The following is a 16463-nucleotide window of genomic DNA, read 5'->3' on the forward strand; positions in this document are numbered from 1 at the left end:
CCGCCACAGCAGCGACAAGACGGAAGAATCTCAGAACCATGCCGAACAGCAACCACTACGACGTGACCACCTGGCCCATCGGCGACCCGACCGACGACATCGGCGTAGTGATCAACAGCATCATCGCCGACGTCAAGACCCGCCAGAGCGGAACCGACGGCGACGGCGGCAAGCCCGGCGCGGTCATCGACCTCCCGCCGGGAGACTACCGCCTCCGCACACAGGTCCTCATCGACATCAGCTTTCTGAAGATCCGCGGCGCCGGGCACGGATTCACCTCATCCAGCATCCGGTTCAACGTCCCCAAGGAGGAGTGGCCAGACCTGCATGAGCTCTGGCCCGGCGGAAGCCGCATCCTCGTAGACATGCCGCTCGCCGAGGATGCGGACGAGCGGGCCGGCGCCGCATTCCTCGTGGAGCGCGAGGGCAGTCCTCGCATCAGCTCCGTCGAGTTCGAAAACTTCTGCATCGACGGCATGCACTTCATCGCAGACGGCTCCGACCTACTCCCCGAGAACACCTACGTCAACGGCAAGACCGGGGTCCACGTCGCCAGCGCCAACGACTCCTTCCGCTTCAACGGGATGGGACTGGTCTACCTCGAACACGGGCTCACGATTCACAACGCCGACGCCCTTTCCATCCACGACAACTTCATCGCCGAGTGCGGCAACTGCATCGAGCTCCGCGGATGGGGACAAGCATCGAAGGTCACCGACAACCTCATCGGTGCCGGCTTCAAGGGCCACTCCATCTACGCCGAACATCACGGCGGCCTCCTGGTCACGGCCAACAACGTGTTCCCCCGCGGGGCGAGCAGCGTCCACCTCCGCAACGTCACCCGGTCGAGCATCACCAACAACCGGCTTCACTCGTTCTACCCAGGCATGGTCCTGCTCGCAGGGAACAGCACCGAGAACCTCGTCGCGTCCAACCACTTCCTCCGGGACCACGAGCCCTGGACCCCGTTCCTCGAGATCGACAACGGCCTGGACGACGATTACGGCCTCCTGCGGGTCGATGGGGACGACAACACGATCGTCGGCAATCACTTCTCCGAAGTCGTCGACTCACAACGGGTCACTCTCGCCGGTGGGAAGCCCGTCATCATCCGACTCGTGAGTGGGACCGGTAACTCCGTGGCGACGAACCACGTTGTGGCGAAGGACGTCGACACCCGGTCGAACGAATCTGCATTCTCGGGTCAGGTCGACGCCCTGCTGTCCACGAGGCAGTCGGGGCAGCTCAACGTCCTCGCGGTACGGGTCGACGCAGGATCGACACAAAACACGGTCCTGGACTCGGGAACGGACAGCCAGGTCGACATGGACCGACAGAGCAATGCGTTCCGCGCGACGCCCTCCATCCCCGGCGGTGACAGCAAGGGCGCCTGACCGGCTCTGACGGACCCCGCGGAAATTCGAACGCGGGATCACCAATGTCTGCGTGGAACCCACCATGACTCTGACCGACGCAGCGGTCGGCCTCTACGCAACGGAGCCTCGCTTCCACCCCTAATCGAGTCCGTTCTTCCCGTAGCCGATTGGCTACTGCGTCAGCTGCGCGGCCGCGCAGTACTGCGGTCTACAGGGCCGCGGGCCGCAACGCGCGGTGTCGCTGGCAGCCGTGCTTCCCGTCCTGGTCACACCGCCTCGAGGGCGGCGAATCGGGCGGTGTAGTGGGCGTCGTGCTTGCCGCGGCTGAACCACAGCACGATGGCGATAATCCCGAAGACAACGGTGAAGGAGCCGCCGATGAAAAGGGCGACGCTACCCAGTCCAGACGCCTGGTCTGCGCCTGCAGTCGCACGAAAAAGGGCGGCCGCTGCCGTGTCCACTTGTGTGTTCGTGGCATGCAGGTCGCGAGAGACAGCGGTGTAGTCCGACTCCGCCTTCTTTTCGACCTGGCCCGCGGCTTCGAGCCGACCCGAGAGGTCTCCGGTTTCCTCGTCGGTGAGGGTGCGGCCGGGGAACTCGAGGTCTCCGAACACCTCGGTGTACGCAGCCTGCGCATCGTCGGCAGCCTGACGGGTGACAGCTTGCTCATCCTGCAGGCGTTCCGACTTCGCCTGCAACTTTCGATGGTCATCAGCATGGGTCGCAGCGGACAACGTCAGGGTGTGTGCTCTGACCATTTGCCATCCACCGGCCACGGCGACGGTCAGTCCAATTGTGGTGAGCGTCAGCGTGACGAACAGCAGCATTGACAAGCGGCGGCGCTGCGCTGCGCTGCGACAGGGTTGGCTCGACGGCCCACAAGGTTCCCTTCGGTGATGATGCGCTGATCGTCTCACGAGCGTTGGCGACGCTGCGCTCACATACGTCGGCCGTGCCCTGCCAGACCCTCGCCGTCAGGACTATCAGCGCCACCCCGTGCCTGCGCGTCGAAAAACGTGCGCAGGTGCTCCGACACTGTCCGGTAGACGATCGTCAACCGGAACAGTTTGGTCGGCGTGAGCACCTCATCGAGTCGCGCAGGCCTTGTCCTGGACGACATAGCGGAACTTACGCAGGTGCCTGGTGTCCTTCGCGCCGCGAAACGGGCTTCACTGGAATCATGCTTGAAGTCCGAACACGTGCTGCACGCTCTACGGCCCACTGGACGGCATCGGCCCCGATAGACGTCGTTCGCGAGCGGCTCCTCCACGAGATCACACAGTCCTCACGCGCGCGCGTGACAACGAGTACGAGCGACGTGATCCAGGCATCGGTGCGAGGCAACGCGTTCTCGTGGGGTGAACGGATCACCGTCAGGCTGACGCCGACCGGGAACGGAACGAGCGTCGCCGTGGAAACGCGGCCAGCAATGCCGTCCACGCTCTTCGACTGGGGCGAAGGCGAACGAGACATCCGCCTCTTGCACGCCGCCGTGCCGGGAATTGGCAGCGAGTCGTCCGAGCATTCCCTCGTCAGCGGTGCTCCCGCCAGGCTCGGGAGGACTTCGAGGATGTCGAAGCCGCTGGGGTGGTTCGTCGTGGTGGTTGCCGTCCTTGCGCTGACGCTCGCACTGTTCAACTTGGTGGTGAACACCGAGCGCGTCTGGTCCTGGCTCCCGCTCCTCGTCCTCATGTCCCTCGCGCTCGTGGTCACCGTGAACGACCTCCGGCGACGCTGAAGGCGCAGGCGCAGCTTCCGTGCCCGATAGCCGATCGTCTAAAGAGACGCCCCTTGGGTGTGGTCGCCGATCAGAACTGCGCGGAGAAGCCGCCGTCGGGTCGTAGTAGCTGACCGCGTCAAGCAGTGGTCAGGTCTTCAACTGCCGCCCAGAGGTCGGCTTCGCGTGCGGGGTCGTAGGACTCGATGGAGGAACGCTCCACCGTTCCCTTGTCGACGTAGGCCCCCGTCGGAGCCGACGTCTTGCCGAGGACTACGTCAGCGAGGTGCCGGCCGGCATCGTCCAGGCTGGTAGCCATCGGAGTGGCGGCCATGAGCGGCATGATGCGCCCCATCATGAACCGGGACAGCGCATCCGCATTCCTTGCGAGTCCGGTTCCGGGCACGAACCCGGGGTTGTAGCCGACGACGTCCACACCCTCGGGAAGTCGGCGGGCGTACTCGTGGATGAGGTAGATCGCGGCGAGCTTGCTGGTGGAGTACGCGGTGCGGCCGGCGCCGGTGGTCGACGGCTTGGGGAACGCTCCTGGCTTTGCGAGGGCGTACGGGTCCTGCCAGACCGGCCCGGGCACCATTCCCATGTTGTGCTTGAAGTCACCGAAGTGCGTGTCGCTGACGGTGATCGTGATCCGCGAACCTGCCTGGAAGTGCTCCGTGAGAGCACGAATGAAGACGTGGTTGGCGAGCACGTTCACGGTGAACGTCGCCTCGAGCCCGTCTGCGCCCGCTGTCAGCGCGTTCGTGTATTGGATGCCCGCGTTGCCCACGAATCCCGTCAATGGCGGCAGCTGCCCACTGCGCAGCTGCTCTGCGATCTCCGCCGCCGCTCGACGCACGCTGACCAGGGATCCGAGGTCCGCGGACACGGACGACACTGTTCGTCCGCCACGTCCGAGCTGTGCCGCGAGTTCAGTGCCACTGTCCCCCCGGGCGATCACCACCAGGTGGACGTGCGGGTCGGCGGCGAGGATGCGTTCGGCGGCGAGGCGGCCGATGCCGCGACTCGCGCCCGTCATCACCAGCGTGTGGGTTGCAGTCATGTCAGGAGTCCTTCGTGTGCGGTGCACCGGGCGGTGCGTCGTCAACTCTGATGAGCACCACGGCGACGGACCAGTGCCCTGCACGTCGGTGGGACCGGTGGTACCACCACCGATCGCGGCACGAGGGGCGAGGATGAGGACATGGACTTCAGCAGCGACACGCTCGGCGGATTGATCCGAGCCTGGCGCGACCGGCTCGCACCTCAAGACGCTGGGATCACCGTTGCCCCGAGCCGGCGTGCGACGGGACTCCGTCGCGAGGAACTCGCGAGTCTCGCAGGCCTCTCCGTCGACTACGTCGTGCGCTTGGAACAGGGCCGCGCACGGAACCCGTCAGCGCAGGTCATCGGCGCGATGGCTCGGGCGCTGCACCTGACGAACACGGAACGCGACCACCTGTACCGCGTCGCAGGGCTCCTCCCACCCGCCGACGACCAGGTCAGCACCCACATCCCCCCGGGGGTGCAACGCCTCGTCGCACGTCTCGACGGTCAACCCCTCGCGGTGTTCTCCGCCGGGTGGGACCTCCTTGCGTGGAACCCGCACTGGTCCGCCCTCCAAGGTGACCCGATCGCGATACCCGTCGCCGAGCGCAACCTCGCACGAGCAGTCTTCGGCGACGGTGAAGCCCGCCGGTCACTACGGCCGTCGCGTTCCGAGAACGGCTCAGAGCAGTTCGAAGCAGCGATCGTCGCGGACCTGCGGACGGCGGTCACCACATACCCCGCCGACGCGAGTCTCCGGCACCTCGTCCGCGAGCTGCGCACCACCAGCCGCACCTTCGATGCTCACTGGAAGCGCGCGTCGGTCGGGCGTCACACCACTGACCGCAAGACCATCTCCCACCCCGACGTCGGGACCATGACGCTCGACTGCGACGTCGTCACCGTCCCGGGATCGGACCTTCGGATCATCGTCTACTCGGCCGCTGCCGGCAGCTCCGACGCCGAGAAACTCGCCTTCGTCGGCGTGACCCGGAACGCGCACATCACCACATCCGCCTGACGCCCCGGGTGCGGGGAACACCACCCAGCCCGTCCCGGTCAACGATCCGCTGCCGGGACAGAGGCCGGGTATCACCACCTCCATGCCCCATCCCGCGGCGTCGATCGGTACGGTCAGGACATGGGAAAGCGTGATTCAGCTGCCGCCGTGATCCGGCCGGCAAGCACCGACGACGCGGCGAGCATCGCGCGCCTGCACGCAACTTCCTGGCGCGAAACCTACGGGCGGTTCGTGGACGACCCCGACACCAACCCCTGGTTCGAAATCGATCGGCGCATCGGCATGTGGTCATCAAACCTGGAAGACCAGACCTTCACAACGGTGGTCGCCATCGCAGAGGTGGGCATGATTGGGTTCGCCACTGTCCAGACCACCGCGGAAGAACCGGCCGCTGTCCGGCCCGAGGAGCTGAGCATGCTCTACGTGCTCGAGCACGCGCACGGGAGCGGAACAGGTCAAGCGCTCCTGGACGTTGTGCTCGGCCAACGGCCGGCGTCGCTGTGGGTCGCGGCTGACAACCCGCGCGCTCACTCGTTCTACCGACGAAACGGCTTCATGCCCGACGGTGCCATCTCCAGTTTCGGCCCGATCGGAACAACGGTGCGACTCGTCCGCTGACCGATCGTCTACCGGGACGCTGCTCACGTCAGGACAAGTAATCTGGCAGCGGTGCTGGATATCGGCGTTGTGGCGGGGTGCTTCGCAGCGCAGGTCGGGACAGATTGGTCGGTAGCCGACATCGCAGCGCGAACAACTTGTCTCCTTCGCACACAACTTGTCGCCGGAGCGCGTTCTTCGGTGCCGCCTTCGTCAGGGGTCGTCTCCCGGCGAGTCAGGAGCAGCGTGCCGTGCGCGCTAGGTCGCTGGCGGGTGAACACGGCGTTCGGCAGGGACGTGCTCGAGCGGGACGCGCAGCGATCTGGTCCCCGCGCTGGTGCCCCCGACGGAAGTGCCGCACCCTCGCTCGGGTACGTGGACGGTGTTGCGTTCAGCGCCCCCCCTCACCGGGCATTTTCACCGGACAGTCATACGGGAATCCCCAGGTCAAGCAGGACACGGGCAAGTTGTCGTGGTTGTCACGGCCAGCCGTGTACCGGTGGATGACCGGCTTACGGAACATCGCTGCCGGTTGCCGGCTGGACTATCCGGGGGGGCAGCCACGGGAGGAGCGCCGTCGTCGCGATGACGAAAGACACTGCCGGGTCGAAGGGCCTGCAGCTAGTGGGCGACTTCAGTGGTGATGAGATCGAGCAGCCGCTTCAACGTCGCCCGTTCCGCTGAGGTCAACTGTGCAAGTAGCTGGTCCTGCGCCGCCGCGAAAGCGGGGTCAAGCCGCTCGAGGAGCTCCGTCCCCGCAAGCGTGTTCTCAAGCAGGTTTCGTCGCACGTCTACGGGGTCGGGACGCCGCGTGACCAAGCCGAGCTGCTCGAGCCGCGCAGCATACCCAGAGAGGTCTTTGCGGTCGATCCGGACGCGACGGCCGACCTCGGCTTGGCTGAGCGGACCAGCCGCCTCGAGCACGGCAAGGACCGGGTACGCCGCCTTCGGGACGCCGGCCTCTGCGGTGAGCTCCGACACGACGCGAGATGCTCGCGCCGCGGCCTCGACGAGCAGCCAGCTCGGAAGCGAACTCAGTCGCTCCGGAATCTCCCGCTCAGCCATGTTCTCCACGGTAGGCGAAACTCCCTCTTCCATGTATCGTTGGGATCCCAACGTTGGGATCCCAACAACACGAGAGGCTCTTCATGTCAAGCGCACCGTCCGACGTCATCTCCCGCATCTTCGCTGCCATCGACGACCACCGCTTCGACGATCTCCTCAGCATGTACGCGAGCGATGTGAAAGCCACGACGGTAATGGGCGTCACTGTCGGCGCCGACTTGGTGGTCGAGCAAGTCCGCGCCGTTCACGAACCGATCCCCGCCACGCAGCACCTCGTCTCGGGCGTCGTCGCCGACATCGCGGGGAACCAGGCGGAAGTTCGCGGCAATGTCACTGCGGTCTTCTGCGACTCGGCGCATACGCCGGCGTTCGAGGGATCGAACGTCTGGCGCGGCCGACTGATGCGTCACGGCGACACCTGGCTCGTCACGTCGTTCTCCATCAACCTGGTGTGGACGCGCGGAACGTTCCCCCAGCTGCAGGCGTGACCACCGCCAAACTCCCCGACTGTCGTGCCTCACCACTACGTCTTCAGACATGGCGGATTCCCTCCGCGAGCGGGACTCGCGCGCAGGCCGAGCGGGAGGGAGGGACGGTGAGCTCCGGTCGACCGAAACCGGGCGGACTTGCCCAGTGACGAGGGGGAACACCTGGACAAGCGCAACATGCTCCGGGGAACCGGAATCGCACTGGTTCTGGGCGTCACTCTGGGGGGGTGAGCGCCTGCTCCGCTTCGAGCGATCAAGAAGAGCTGCGTGTCCCATCTTCATCTCCCGCGGCGAAGCAATCGACGCCTGCCGACACCTCCCGTCCAACCGATGCAGCATCGCCTTCCGATGCGGGCTCGAGAACTCAGGCCGGCGCAGCGACGACGCCACTGGGCGACGCGACCCAGGATTGGCCCGCAACCGATCTCGGTCAGCGTCAGAGTGCAATGGGCCAGGCAACCGAGGAAACGCCCGGCGTCTACCGGTACGTGGTCGCCGCCAACGACACCACCTCTGGCCTGCTCGAGCGGTTCGACCTCTGCCAAATCGACATCGCGCTGTTGTATGAAGCCGACGGCGGCCATCTCACCGCAGGTCAGGCCATCACTGTGCAAAGACACCTGAATGACGGACGAGGCAGCGACACGACCGACGACCACCGAGGCTGGAAGTGCACCTACCCCGAGCAGCCCCGCACCTCGCGGACGGGTTAGCCCGCGAGGAATCCGCGCCACCGCTCCCGGATGCTGTCGCTCCGACTGGCCGCCCGCCCCAAGCAGCACGGCTGACCATCAGCACATCAAAACGCGCCCGGTAGCCGAGCGACCGACGAGACATCGGCCGAGTACAACTGAGGGATGCGAACACATCGACTCTGGGTGGGCTGGATACTCGGCCCGGTGACCATTGCGTTGTTCGTCGTGACCGTCATCGCAGCGGCCACAGGTTTCACGTCGTGGCCGCCCCTGCTCGCCGCTGCGGTCACCGCCGCCGTGGCTGGATCAGTTCTCTTCGTGTTGGGGCCGCGCGCTGCTCGACAGCAGCAACGTACGCAGCGGATTGAGGCAGCGGAGCGCGACCGGTAGAGGATCGGCATCCGGGACGAAGCTGCGCTCGTCGCAGTGCTCAGGCTCGACGCAGCACGGAGAGCGCACGATGGGCTCACTCCGACGAGCTACCACGACAGCAAGCTGTACGCGTCGACAAGCAGCTTCGTGAGGTAGCCGGAATCCGCTCCGCGATCGCAGCAGACAAGGGGATCTCCCGGCTCCCCGGGAGGCCCAGACACCTGCACCAGCATCTTCGCCCCCTCTGTCGACCGCCGTTCCGGCTGAGTACCTGGCAGTCCCGGAGGCTCCCTGACCTGAGAAGCGACAGCTGGAGCCGCTGTTCTCCGCTCGCGTCGCGTCGCGTCGCGTCGCGTCGCGCCCGCGCCACGTCCGTCGGTATCGTCACCGGCACCCGGACGACGAAGGAGTACTCGACGTGAGCATGCAGTCCGCGCTCCGGCGCGCACGGCAGGTGGTGGCGGTCGCCATCAACCCGCACATCCCCGCGGACCGGTTCGACTGGGTCGGTGACGACGGCGCCGTCGTCACCGACCTGCTGGTGGAGGCGAAGGAGACGATCGAGCTCCTGCTGTCCGACCGAGCCGTCCTGCACACCGGGCGGATCCGCGACCTGCCGACCGATGCGCGCCGTCGCCAGGAACTCTCGAACGCGATCGTCCAGACCGTCTTCGACCGCCTACCAGCACGGCGCAGCGTCTCGGAAGCGGCGCTGAACGCCGCCCTCGCGATGTTCGTCGAGGACGTCGCGCTCGTCCGGCGCGACGCGGTCGACGCCGGCGTGCTCACCCGGTCGGCGGACGGTTCGTCGTACCGTTTCGACACGAACCCGGCCCGGAACGGCGGGCACCTGCCGTGACCTCGGCCTGTCGCCCTGACCGCTGCCCGGTGACCGGCGTCACGTGCGGCTGACCGGCTCGCCGAGCAGCCGCCGGGTCCAGTCCGCCAATGCCGCGGTCGCCCGCCGCGACACGGCGGCCTCGGGCACCATGCTCGTGAAGCCGTGGAAGGCCCCGGGCCAGACGTGCAGCTCCGCTTCGACGCCCGCGGCCCAGAGCGCGCTGGCGTAGGCGACGGTCTCGTCACGGAAGACCTCGGCGCTGCCGCAGTCGATGTACGTGCGTGGCAGCCCGGTCAGAGACGTCGCACGCGCCGGGGCGGCGTACTCGGACACGTCGTCGGTGGCCCGGCGGTCGCCCAGGTAGGCGGTCCAGCCGGACCGGGTCATCTGCCGGTCGGCGACGCCGACGCCGTCGATCTGCTGCGTCGAGACGGTCCGGTCGCGGTCGTCGAGCATCGGCGAGACCAGGATCTGCCCGAGGAGGGCCGGGCCCCCGCGGTCGCGTGCGAGCAGGGCCGTCCCCGCCGCGAGACCGGCTCCGGCGCTCTGTCCGGCGATCACGATGCGGTCGGGGTCGATGCCGAGTTCGTCGGTGTGCTCGGCGACCCACACCAGGCCGGCGAAGCAGTCCTCGACCGGGTAGGGGTCCGGGTGTTCCGGGGCCAGGCGGTAGTCGACGCTGACGAGGACGACGTCGTGGTCGAGCAGCCAGTCGTCGTAGGAGTCCAGGTTGCCGAGGTGGTGGCCGAACATCATGCCGCCGCCGTGGATCGTGTAGACCCCGGTCGTCGGGCCGGTGCGGCCGATGCGCTGGATGACCGCCAGCTCGATCGGGTCGCCGAGGTGGCCGGGCACGGTGGTGCTCCGACGTTCGAGGCCGCGCTGGCGCAGTCGCTCGTCGAGGGTCTTCAGCGGGATGTCGAGCTGCCGCATCCGGGGCAGCATCTCCGGCGTGAGGACGAACGGTCCGCGTGCGGCCAGTGCGGCGAGGAACGGCGCGAGCTCGGGGTCGAACGGCGGGCGGGCGATCAGGTCAGACATCGGTGTTCTCCTGGCTGGTGGTTGGAGCAGTTGTGGTGGAAGGGGTTGCGGCGGTGCGGGCGCGGAGCATGCCGACGACGACCAGGACGGCCGCGACGGCGGTGACCACCGCGCCCGCGGTCGAGACGGCGTCCTCGAACGCGGCGGTCCGACCCGGCACCCAGGGGGTCGTGCCGAGGTCGCCCGGCACGACGGCGGCGAGGATCGTGCCCGTGGCGGCGATCCCGACCGCGGTGGCGATCTCACTCGCCGTGTCGACGAGTGCTGCCCCGATCGACGTCCGGTCGGCGGGCAGCCCGTGCAGGACGTTGTTGCCGGCCACGGCACCGACGACGCGCATGCCGGCCGCGACGAGCACGAGGGCGACGAGGACCCCGGGGTACCCGGACCGTGCGGTCAGGGCGAACACCGCGAGGCCGGCGACGACCGCGGCGGCGCTGATGCGTGCCGCCCGGCCCAGTCCGACGCGCTGGACGAAGGGACCGACGAGGCGTCCGCTGGCGAGGAGGACGACCACCTGCGGCAGCGTCCCGACGGCAGCGAGCGCCGGGGGCCATCCCCAGGTGAACTGCAGTTGCAGGGTGACGAGGTACGACAGCGCGGCCATGGCGAGACCCGCCGCGGCCTTGTACGCCAGGCCACTCGCGACGAGCGGCCGAGCGATCAGGTGCAGGTCGAGCAGCGGGTGGTGTGCGGTGCGCTCCCGGACGACGAAGCCGACGGCCACGAGGGCGGTGACCGCTCCGGCGCCCCACCCGGCCCATCCGGCCGCGCCACTGACGACGAGCGTCGGGGTGACGAGGACGCCGACGATGCTCGCGGTACCGAGGACCGCCCCGGCGACGTCGATCTGGTCGTGGTGCAGGTCGTCCGGGCGGTCCGCGGCGATGCCTGCCCGGATGCCGGCGAAGGCGACGACCGCGATCGGCACGTCCGCGACGAGCAGCACCTGCCACGGTGCCACGGCCAGGACGAACCCGCCGACGGCCGGCCCGACGGCGAGGCCGACCAGCCCGGCGGTGGAGATCACGGTGAGCGCCCGGACCCGCAGGTCCTGGCGTGCGAAGAGGCGGAACGCCAGTGCCATCGAGCCGGGGGTCGTCATCGCGGCTGCGACGCCCATCAGCGCACGGACGACGACGAGCTGCTCCACCGCGGAGACGAACACGGTCAGGAGGCTCGACACGGCCAGCAGCACCAGGCCGACGAGCATCGTGCGACGCCGGCCGACGCGGTCGGCGACCGCACCGAACAGCAGCATCAGGCCGCCGAAGGCCACCGAGTAGGCACCCGACACCCACTGCAGCGCGGTCGTCGAGGCCCGGAGGTCACGGGCGATGGTCGGCAGCGCGACGTTCAGGACCGAGTTGTCGAGCATCTCGAACAGGAAGACCGCGGACAGGCCGGCCAACGGCAGCCAGGCGTCGCGGAGACCAGCGGGTGGCGAGTCGGGCGTGGTCGGCGGGGAGGTTCGTACTGACACGGGCGCACTCCTTCGATGAAGAAGTGGCGGCTCCCGTGAGACGCGTACGCGGTTCCATCTGCCGGAGCAGGACGAGTTTTTTCCCTCTGCGTCGAACTGTAACGCATCCGGACGCCTCGCGGCAGGGCGGGCGGGACGCCGCGTTCACTACGGTGTCGTCATGCCCCCTGCGACGTCGACGGACGGACCGACCACGCACGCCTCCGACCACGTCGTCATCGGCGGTGGCGTCCTGGGCGCCGCCACCGCCCGGGCCCTGGCCGCCCGCGGCGAGCGCGTCCTGCTGCTCGAGCAGCACGACCGGGGACACGTGCACGGGTCCTCGCACGGGGGCAGCCGGATCTTCCGTATGGGGTACCCCGACGCGGACTACGTCGACCTGACGCTGCGGGCCTGGGACGCCTGGGCCGCGCTCGAGTCCGCGTCCGGTCGGACCCTGCTCGACCACACGGGCGCCGTGGACCACGGTCGTCCCGAGGTCGTCGACGCCATCGCCGCCGCGCTCGACATCGCGGGCATCGCAGTCGAACGCCTGACCCCCGACGAGGCTGCGGCACGGTGGCCCGGGATCGCGTTCGAGGGGCACGTCCTGGCGCATGCCACCGCCGGCCGGATCCGCGCCGCCGACGCCCTCGAGGCGCTGCTCGACCTGGCAGCGGCGGACGGCGCCGACCTCCGCTTCGGTGTCCGTGTCACCGACGTGCAGGACGCCGGAGACACGGTGACCCTGACCCTCGCGGACGGCAGCACGGTCCGCACCCGAAGCGTCGTCGCGGCCGTCGGCGCCTGGGCGCCCACCCTGGTGGGTGCGTTGCTCGCCGGGCGTGGGGCGAGCCTCCCGGCCATCCGCGTCACCCAGGAGCAGCCCGCGCACTTCCCCAGCCACCTGCCGGACGAGGCATGGCCGTCGTTCGTCCACCACCCGGCCGACGGCGGCGGCGTCTACGGGCTACTGACCCCGGGCGAGGGCGTCAAGGTCGGCTTCCACGGCACCGGGCCCGTCGTCGACCCGGATCACCGCGACCGGAGCCCGGTGGCGGCCGAAGTGGAACGGCTGCAGGCGTACGTCGCACGGTTCGTGCCGGGGGTGGACGCGTCACGGCCGAGCCTCATCAGCTGCCTGTACGACAACTCCCCCACCGAGGACTTCGTGCTCGACCGGCGCGGGCCCGTCACCGTCGCGACCGGCTCGTCCGGGCACGGGTTCAAGTTCGCCCCGCTGGTCGGCGAGATGCTCGCGGACCTGGCGACGGGCGGGGAACCGTACCCCCGCTTCGCACTCTGACCCGGTGCGGGTCCGCTCGGGGTCAGACCTGCTCGGAGCCGGCACGCTCGGGGTCCGGCGCCGCGTCCTGTCGTCGGTCCTGCACGAGCTCCTTCGTGCGGAAGAGCCGCAGCGCCGTCACCAGGACCAGGCCGCCGAGGACGTTGAACAGCAGCGTGTAGCCGAACCAGCCCAACCACTGCCCGTACGTGATGTGCTCGCCGGACTGGATCGCGCCGAAGACGAGCAGCGAGTCGAGGATCGAGTGGAAGAGCTGCAGACCGGCCAGCAGGAACCCACCCGCGACCGCGGCGACGAGCTTCGCCGGATCAGAGTCGGTGCCCTGCTGCATCCGGCCCATCAGCGTGATCGTGCTGCCACCGAGCACGGCGAGCACGATGCTCTGCAGGCCGAACGGTGCGTCGATGAAGTGGTGTGCGGACTCGGCGAGGGTCGCGTGCCACTCCGGGAAGGCCTGCACGAGGAGCCACATGAACACCCACCCGCCGACGAGGTTGGCGACGAGTGTCCCGCCCCAGAGCTTCAGCAGCTGCAGGGGTGTGCCTTCCTTGGCCACCACCGCCGCCACCGGCATGAGGAAGTTCTCGGTGAAGAGCTCGCTGTGCGCCAGGTGCAGTGCGATGAAGCCGATGCCGAAAGCCAGTCCCGCCAGCAGGTGACTGTCCGTCTCGGTGAGGACCGCGAGGAACGCCATCACGCCGAGCCCCACCTCCAGTCCGCCGAAGAACCCGGTCACCAGCACGACCCGGGTGGTGCGGTGGAGCCGTTCCGCGCCCTCCTCGACGGTGGCGTCGAAGGACTCCACCAGTTCGTCCTCGGCAGGGGCGTCGGTGGAGCCGATCTCGCGTCGGCGGTCGTCGGTCATGGCGGGGACGCTACACAGCCGGGGTCACCTCGGTGCAGGACTGTCGGAGCACTGTCCCGGTCACGCGCCGCCGGTAGCGTGATGGGATGCGCGTCGTCATCGCACCGGACTCGTTCAAGGGCACGGCCACCGCGTCCGGGATCAGCGCGGCCATCGCGGACGGTTGGCACCGTGGACGTCCGGACGACGAACTCGTCCTCGTCCCGATGGCCGACGGTGGCGAGGGCACACTCGATGCCTTCGCCGCTGCGGTCCCCGGCAGCGTCCGCGTCCCGGTGACCGTCACCGGTCCGGACGACCGACCGGTACGCACGGCGTGGCTGCGCCTGCCTGACGGTCGCGCGGTGGTCGAACTCGCCGGAACGAGTGGACTCCCGCTCCTGTCCGAGCCACGACCGGACAGCGCACACACGATGGGGTTCGGGCAGGCGGTCGCCGCGGCCCTCGACGCCGGGGTGACCGGACTCCTGCTCGGCATCGGCGGCAGCGGGTCCACGGACGGCGGCGTCGGTGCGCTCCAGGCCCTGGGACTCGGGGCCACGGCGCCGATGGGCGTGACCGGCGGGGCGCTGCTCGACCACGTGCCTCCCGTCGACGTGACCGGGCTGCGACCGCTCCCGCCGCTCGGGGTGGTCGTGCTGAGCGACGTGACGTCACCGCTGCTCGGTGAGGACGGCGCCGCGGCGGTGTTCGGACCGCAGAAGGGCGTGACGCCGGAGCGGATCGCCGTGCACGAGGCGCGGCTCGAGCGTTGGGCGGGCTGCTTCCCGGACATCGACCCGATGACGCCCGGAGCCGGGGCGGCCGGCGGCGCGGGGTTCGGGCTGCTCACCTGGGGCGCGACGATCGGCAGCGGGGCGGCGACGGTGGCAGAGGTCGTCGGTCTCGCCGGAGCCGTGGCCGGGGCGGACCTGGTCGTGACGGGTGAGGGGCGCTTCGACGGGCAGAGCGGTGTCGGCAAGGCGCCCGGGGTCGTCCTGGCCCTCGCCGCAGGACTCGGGAAGCCGGTGATGCTCGTCGCCGGCGAGGTCGCGGCACCCGTCGACGCCTTCGCGGGTGCGGCCTCGCTCACGGTCATCGCGACGCAGACGACCGGCGAACCGGGCGACGCCCGACGTGACCCGCTCCGGTTCGCCGCCGTCGCGGGAGCCCGGTTGGCGTCCCGCTCCTGACGTGCGGCTGGACGCGCTGTGGTCGAACCTGTCGGACGCTGGGGAGCGGTTCAGGGCAACCGCGGTAGCCAAGGCACCATGAAACGACGCGTCCCCGCAGCCGTCGCCGTCGTGACCGCCGGGTTGCTCACCCTGTCGGCGTGCAGTGGGGGTGGGAGCACGCGCGTGTCGGCGGCGGACGCCGCAGCGGACTTCACGTCCGCGCTCGCGGACCACCGGGGTGACCGGGCGTGCCGACTCCTCGTCCCCGACGCACGGGACGCGGTCGAGAGCGAGACGCACCGGGACTGCGCGGGCGGGGTGCTGGAACTCGACCTGCCGACCCGGGGCGCGGCGCACACCGAGGTGGTCACGCAGACCGAGGTCTCCGGACGCGCGGCGATCGTCCGTGGCGACGGGGACGGCTCCGCGCTGTTCCTGGCACGCTCCGGGTCCTCCTGGCTCGTCCGCGCCGCCGGGTGCACGGCGGTCGCCGACGCGCCCTTCGACTGCGTCCTGGACGGGAGCTGACGTGCGCGGGGTCTTCATCGGGTACCTGGTGCTCATCGTCGCCGGGCTCGCGTACTTCTTCGTCATCGCGGCGCTCGGACGGTGACCGGCGTGCGACGGTTCCTCCGGGAGAACTCCCTGGGCCTGTTCTTCGGGGGGATCTTCCTCGCGGCGTTGGTCGGGCAGTCGTTCGCGGGGTGGGCGGTGTTCAACGACACGCAGACCGCGGACGGGCTCGTCCCGATCGGGTACCTCGAGTACGTGACCTCGTCGAGCTTCGCCGCTGACGTCGCCGAGAACTGGCAGTCGGAGTACCTGCAGTTCGTGCTCTACATCTGGGCGACGGTCTGGTTCGTCCAGCGCGGTTCCCCCGAGTCGAAGGAGCTGCAGCAGGTCGGTCCGGAGTCCGACGAGGACCAGGAGGTCGGCCGGTCCGCCGGTCCCTGGTCGCCGCGGTGGGCCGGTGCTGGAGGGTTCCGGCAGGTGGTGTTCTCGCACTCCCTGCTGGTGGTGATGGGCGGCATCTTCCTGCTGTCCTGGGCAGCGCAGTCCGCGGCTGGCGTCGTGGCGTTCGACGAGCAACGCCTGCTCGACCTGGAGGCGCCGGTCACCTGGGCCCGGTACGTCCTCAGCTCGGACTTCTGGAACCGGACGTTGCAGAACTGGCAGTCCGAGTTCCTGGCGGTCGGCAGCATGGCCGTCCTGGGGGTGTACCTCCGCCAGCGCGGGTCTCCGGAGTCGAAGCCGGTCGGTGCCGCGGACGACGACACGGGGGCCGAGGGCTGACGCGACGTCCGGACGGACGGACGGACGGACGGGAGGCCCGGTGCCAGTTGTGAACTGGTCCCTGTTTGTTGGACTGTGAATTCAGGTTATGCCGCGAGGGCATGGGCTCGGTATTGGACCGGGCTC

The 16463-nt window shown here is 69.1% G+C and carries 17 protein-coding genes; 11 read left to right on the plus strand and 6 right to left on the minus strand.

Going from position 1 to position 16463, the window contains the following annotated elements; genetic code table 11:
- Positions 1 to 38 precede the first annotated feature (38 nt).
- Positions 39 to 1394, plus strand: coding sequence for a NosD domain-containing protein (locus DEI89_RS09500; protein WP_110903800.1), 1356 nt, complete (start codon positions 39 to 41; stop codon positions 1392 to 1394).
- A 248-nt stretch (positions 1395 to 1642) separates the two neighbouring features.
- On the opposite strand, the gene DEI89_RS09505 is transcribed toward DEI89_RS09500, so the two are convergent.
- Positions 1643 to 2203, minus strand: a complete 561-nt coding sequence (locus DEI89_RS09505) for a hypothetical protein (protein WP_110903801.1) — start codon at positions 2201 to 2203, stop codon at positions 1643 to 1645.
- Between the two features lie 353 nt (positions 2204 to 2556).
- Between DEI89_RS09505 and DEI89_RS17345 the strand changes: the two genes are divergently transcribed.
- The gene (locus DEI89_RS17345; protein WP_146236730.1) at positions 2557 to 3114 is read left to right on the plus strand and encodes a hypothetical protein; all 558 of its coding nucleotides are present in this window, start codon (positions 2557 to 2559) and stop codon (positions 3112 to 3114) included.
- A gap of 118 nt (positions 3115 to 3232) precedes the next feature.
- Here DEI89_RS17345 and DEI89_RS09510 read toward each other — a convergent pair whose 3' ends face one another.
- Positions 3233 to 4153 carry an SDR family NAD(P)-dependent oxidoreductase gene (locus DEI89_RS09510; protein ID WP_110903802.1) on the minus strand — a complete coding sequence of 307 codons (921 nt, stop codon included), beginning with the start codon at positions 4151 to 4153 and terminating at the stop codon, positions 3233 to 3235.
- A gap of 141 nt (positions 4154 to 4294) precedes the next feature.
- Here DEI89_RS09510 and DEI89_RS09515 point away from each other — a divergent pair, with 141 nt between their 5' ends.
- Together DEI89_RS09515 and DEI89_RS09520 are read left to right on the plus strand one after the other, a co-directional pair.
- A complete protein-coding gene (locus DEI89_RS09515; protein ID WP_110903803.1) occupies positions 4295 to 5158 on the plus strand; it encodes a helix-turn-helix transcriptional regulator in 864 nt (287 codons plus the stop codon).
- 120 nt (positions 5159 to 5278) lie between these two features.
- Positions 5279 to 5776, plus strand: coding sequence for a GNAT family N-acetyltransferase (locus DEI89_RS09520; RefSeq protein ID WP_110903804.1), 498 nt, complete (start codon positions 5279 to 5281; stop codon positions 5774 to 5776).
- A gap of 600 nt (positions 5777 to 6376) precedes the next feature.
- Here the strand turns inward: DEI89_RS09520 and DEI89_RS09525 are convergent.
- Positions 6377 to 6820 (minus strand): MarR family winged helix-turn-helix transcriptional regulator, encoded by a 444-nt coding sequence (locus DEI89_RS09525; protein ID WP_146243145.1) that lies wholly within the window; start codon positions 6818 to 6820, stop codon positions 6377 to 6379.
- Positions 6821 to 6903: 83 nt separating this feature from the next.
- Between DEI89_RS09525 and DEI89_RS09530 the strand changes: the two genes are divergently transcribed.
- The 3 genes from DEI89_RS09530 to DEI89_RS09545 all read left to right on the plus strand — a co-directional run bounded on the left by DEI89_RS09530 (position 6904) and on the right by DEI89_RS09545 (position 9234).
- Positions 6904 to 7308, plus strand: a complete 405-nt coding sequence (locus DEI89_RS09530) for a nuclear transport factor 2 family protein (protein WP_110903806.1) — start codon at positions 6904 to 6906, stop codon at positions 7306 to 7308.
- A 227-nt stretch (positions 7309 to 7535) separates the two neighbouring features.
- Complete coding sequence (locus tag DEI89_RS17350) at positions 7536 to 8021, plus strand: hypothetical protein (RefSeq protein WP_146236731.1); 486 nt, start codon at positions 7536 to 7538, stop codon at positions 8019 to 8021.
- A 778-nt stretch (positions 8022 to 8799) separates the two neighbouring features.
- The gene (locus DEI89_RS09545) at positions 8800 to 9234 is read left to right on the plus strand and encodes a DUF2087 domain-containing protein (RefSeq protein WP_258366277.1); all 435 of its coding nucleotides are present in this window, start codon (positions 8800 to 8802) and stop codon (positions 9232 to 9234) included.
- Between the two features lie 39 nt (positions 9235 to 9273).
- On the opposite strand, the gene DEI89_RS09550 is transcribed toward DEI89_RS09545, so the two are convergent.
- A complete protein-coding gene (locus DEI89_RS09550) occupies positions 9274 to 10257 on the minus strand; it encodes an alpha/beta hydrolase (protein ID WP_110903810.1) in 984 nt (327 codons plus the stop codon).
- Positions 10250 to 11740, minus strand: coding sequence for an MFS transporter (locus DEI89_RS09555; RefSeq protein ID WP_258368835.1), 1491 nt, complete (start codon positions 11738 to 11740; stop codon positions 10250 to 10252). Before DEI89_RS09555 ends, DEI89_RS09550 begins: the two co-directional genes overlap by 8 nt.
- 160 nt (positions 11741 to 11900) lie before the next feature.
- Here DEI89_RS09555 and DEI89_RS09560 point away from each other — a divergent pair, with 160 nt between their 5' ends.
- Entirely contained in the window at positions 11901 to 13025 is a 1125-nt protein-coding gene (locus DEI89_RS09560) for an FAD-dependent oxidoreductase (RefSeq protein ID WP_110903811.1), read from the plus strand.
- 22 nt (positions 13026 to 13047) lie between these two features.
- Here DEI89_RS09560 and DEI89_RS09565 read toward each other — a convergent pair whose 3' ends face one another.
- Positions 13048 to 13890 carry a formate/nitrite transporter family protein gene (locus DEI89_RS09565; protein ID WP_110903812.1) on the minus strand — a complete coding sequence of 281 codons (843 nt, stop codon included), beginning with the start codon at positions 13888 to 13890 and terminating at the stop codon, positions 13048 to 13050.
- Positions 13891 to 13976: 86 nt separating this feature from the next.
- On the opposite strand from DEI89_RS09565, the gene DEI89_RS09570 reads away from it, so the two are divergent.
- The 3 genes from DEI89_RS09570 to DEI89_RS09580 all read left to right on the plus strand — a co-directional run bounded on the left by DEI89_RS09570 (position 13977) and on the right by DEI89_RS09580 (position 16337).
- Positions 13977 to 15062 (plus strand): glycerate kinase, encoded by a 1086-nt coding sequence (locus DEI89_RS09570; RefSeq protein ID WP_110903813.1) that lies wholly within the window; start codon positions 13977 to 13979, stop codon positions 15060 to 15062.
- A 78-nt stretch (positions 15063 to 15140) separates the two neighbouring features.
- Positions 15141 to 15572: a hypothetical protein gene (locus DEI89_RS09575; protein ID WP_110903814.1), complete on the plus strand. Its 432-nt coding sequence runs from the start codon at positions 15141 to 15143 to the stop codon at positions 15570 to 15572.
- Positions 15573 to 15662: 90 nt separating this feature from the next.
- Positions 15663 to 16337 carry a DUF6766 family protein gene (locus DEI89_RS09580; protein WP_181421572.1) on the plus strand — a complete coding sequence of 225 codons (675 nt, stop codon included), beginning with the start codon at positions 15663 to 15665 and terminating at the stop codon, positions 16335 to 16337.
- Positions 16338 to 16463 lie beyond the last annotated feature (126 nt).

This window comes from Curtobacterium sp. MCBD17_030 (genome assembly GCF_003224255.1).
Taxonomy (GTDB): Bacteria; Actinomycetota; Actinomycetes; order Actinomycetales; family Microbacteriaceae; genus Curtobacterium.

What these genes read in the sequence shown, in the direction of transcription:
- DEI89_RS09500 (WP_110903800.1), top strand. Translation starts at nt 39, where the DNA reads ATGCCGAACAGCAACCACTACGACGTGACCACCTGGCCCATCGGCGAC.
- DEI89_RS09505 (WP_110903801.1), bottom strand. Translation starts at nt 2,203, where the DNA reads ATGCTGCTGTTCGTCACGCTGACGCTCACCACAATTGGACTGACCGTC.
- DEI89_RS17345 (WP_146236730.1), top strand. Translation starts at nt 2,557, where the DNA reads ATGCTTGAAGTCCGAACACGTGCTGCACGCTCTACGGCCCACTGGACG.
- DEI89_RS09510 (WP_110903802.1), bottom strand. Translation starts at nt 4,153, where the DNA reads ATGACTGCAACCCACACGCTGGTGATGACGGGCGCGAGTCGCGGCATC.
- DEI89_RS09515 (WP_110903803.1), top strand. Translation starts at nt 4,295, where the DNA reads ATGGACTTCAGCAGCGACACGCTCGGCGGATTGATCCGAGCCTGGCGC.
- DEI89_RS09520 (WP_110903804.1), top strand. Translation starts at nt 5,279, where the DNA reads ATGGGAAAGCGTGATTCAGCTGCCGCCGTGATCCGGCCGGCAAGCACC.
- DEI89_RS09525 (WP_146243145.1), bottom strand. Translation starts at nt 6,820, where the DNA reads ATGGCTGAGCGGGAGATTCCGGAGCGACTGAGTTCGCTTCCGAGCTGG.
- DEI89_RS09530 (WP_110903806.1), top strand. Translation starts at nt 6,904, where the DNA reads ATGTCAAGCGCACCGTCCGACGTCATCTCCCGCATCTTCGCTGCCATC.
- DEI89_RS09545 (WP_258366277.1), top strand. Translation starts at nt 8,800, where the DNA reads ATGCAGTCCGCGCTCCGGCGCGCACGGCAGGTGGTGGCGGTCGCCATC.
- DEI89_RS09550 (WP_110903810.1), bottom strand. Translation starts at nt 10,257, where the DNA reads ATGTCTGACCTGATCGCCCGCCCGCCGTTCGACCCCGAGCTCGCGCCG.
- DEI89_RS09560 (WP_110903811.1), top strand. Translation starts at nt 11,901, where the DNA reads ATGCCCCCTGCGACGTCGACGGACGGACCGACCACGCACGCCTCCGAC.
- DEI89_RS09565 (WP_110903812.1), bottom strand. Translation starts at nt 13,890, where the DNA reads ATGACCGACGACCGCCGACGCGAGATCGGCTCCACCGACGCCCCTGCC.
- DEI89_RS09570 (WP_110903813.1), top strand. Translation starts at nt 13,977, where the DNA reads ATGCGCGTCGTCATCGCACCGGACTCGTTCAAGGGCACGGCCACCGCG.
- DEI89_RS09575 (WP_110903814.1), top strand. Translation starts at nt 15,141, where the DNA reads ATGAAACGACGCGTCCCCGCAGCCGTCGCCGTCGTGACCGCCGGGTTG.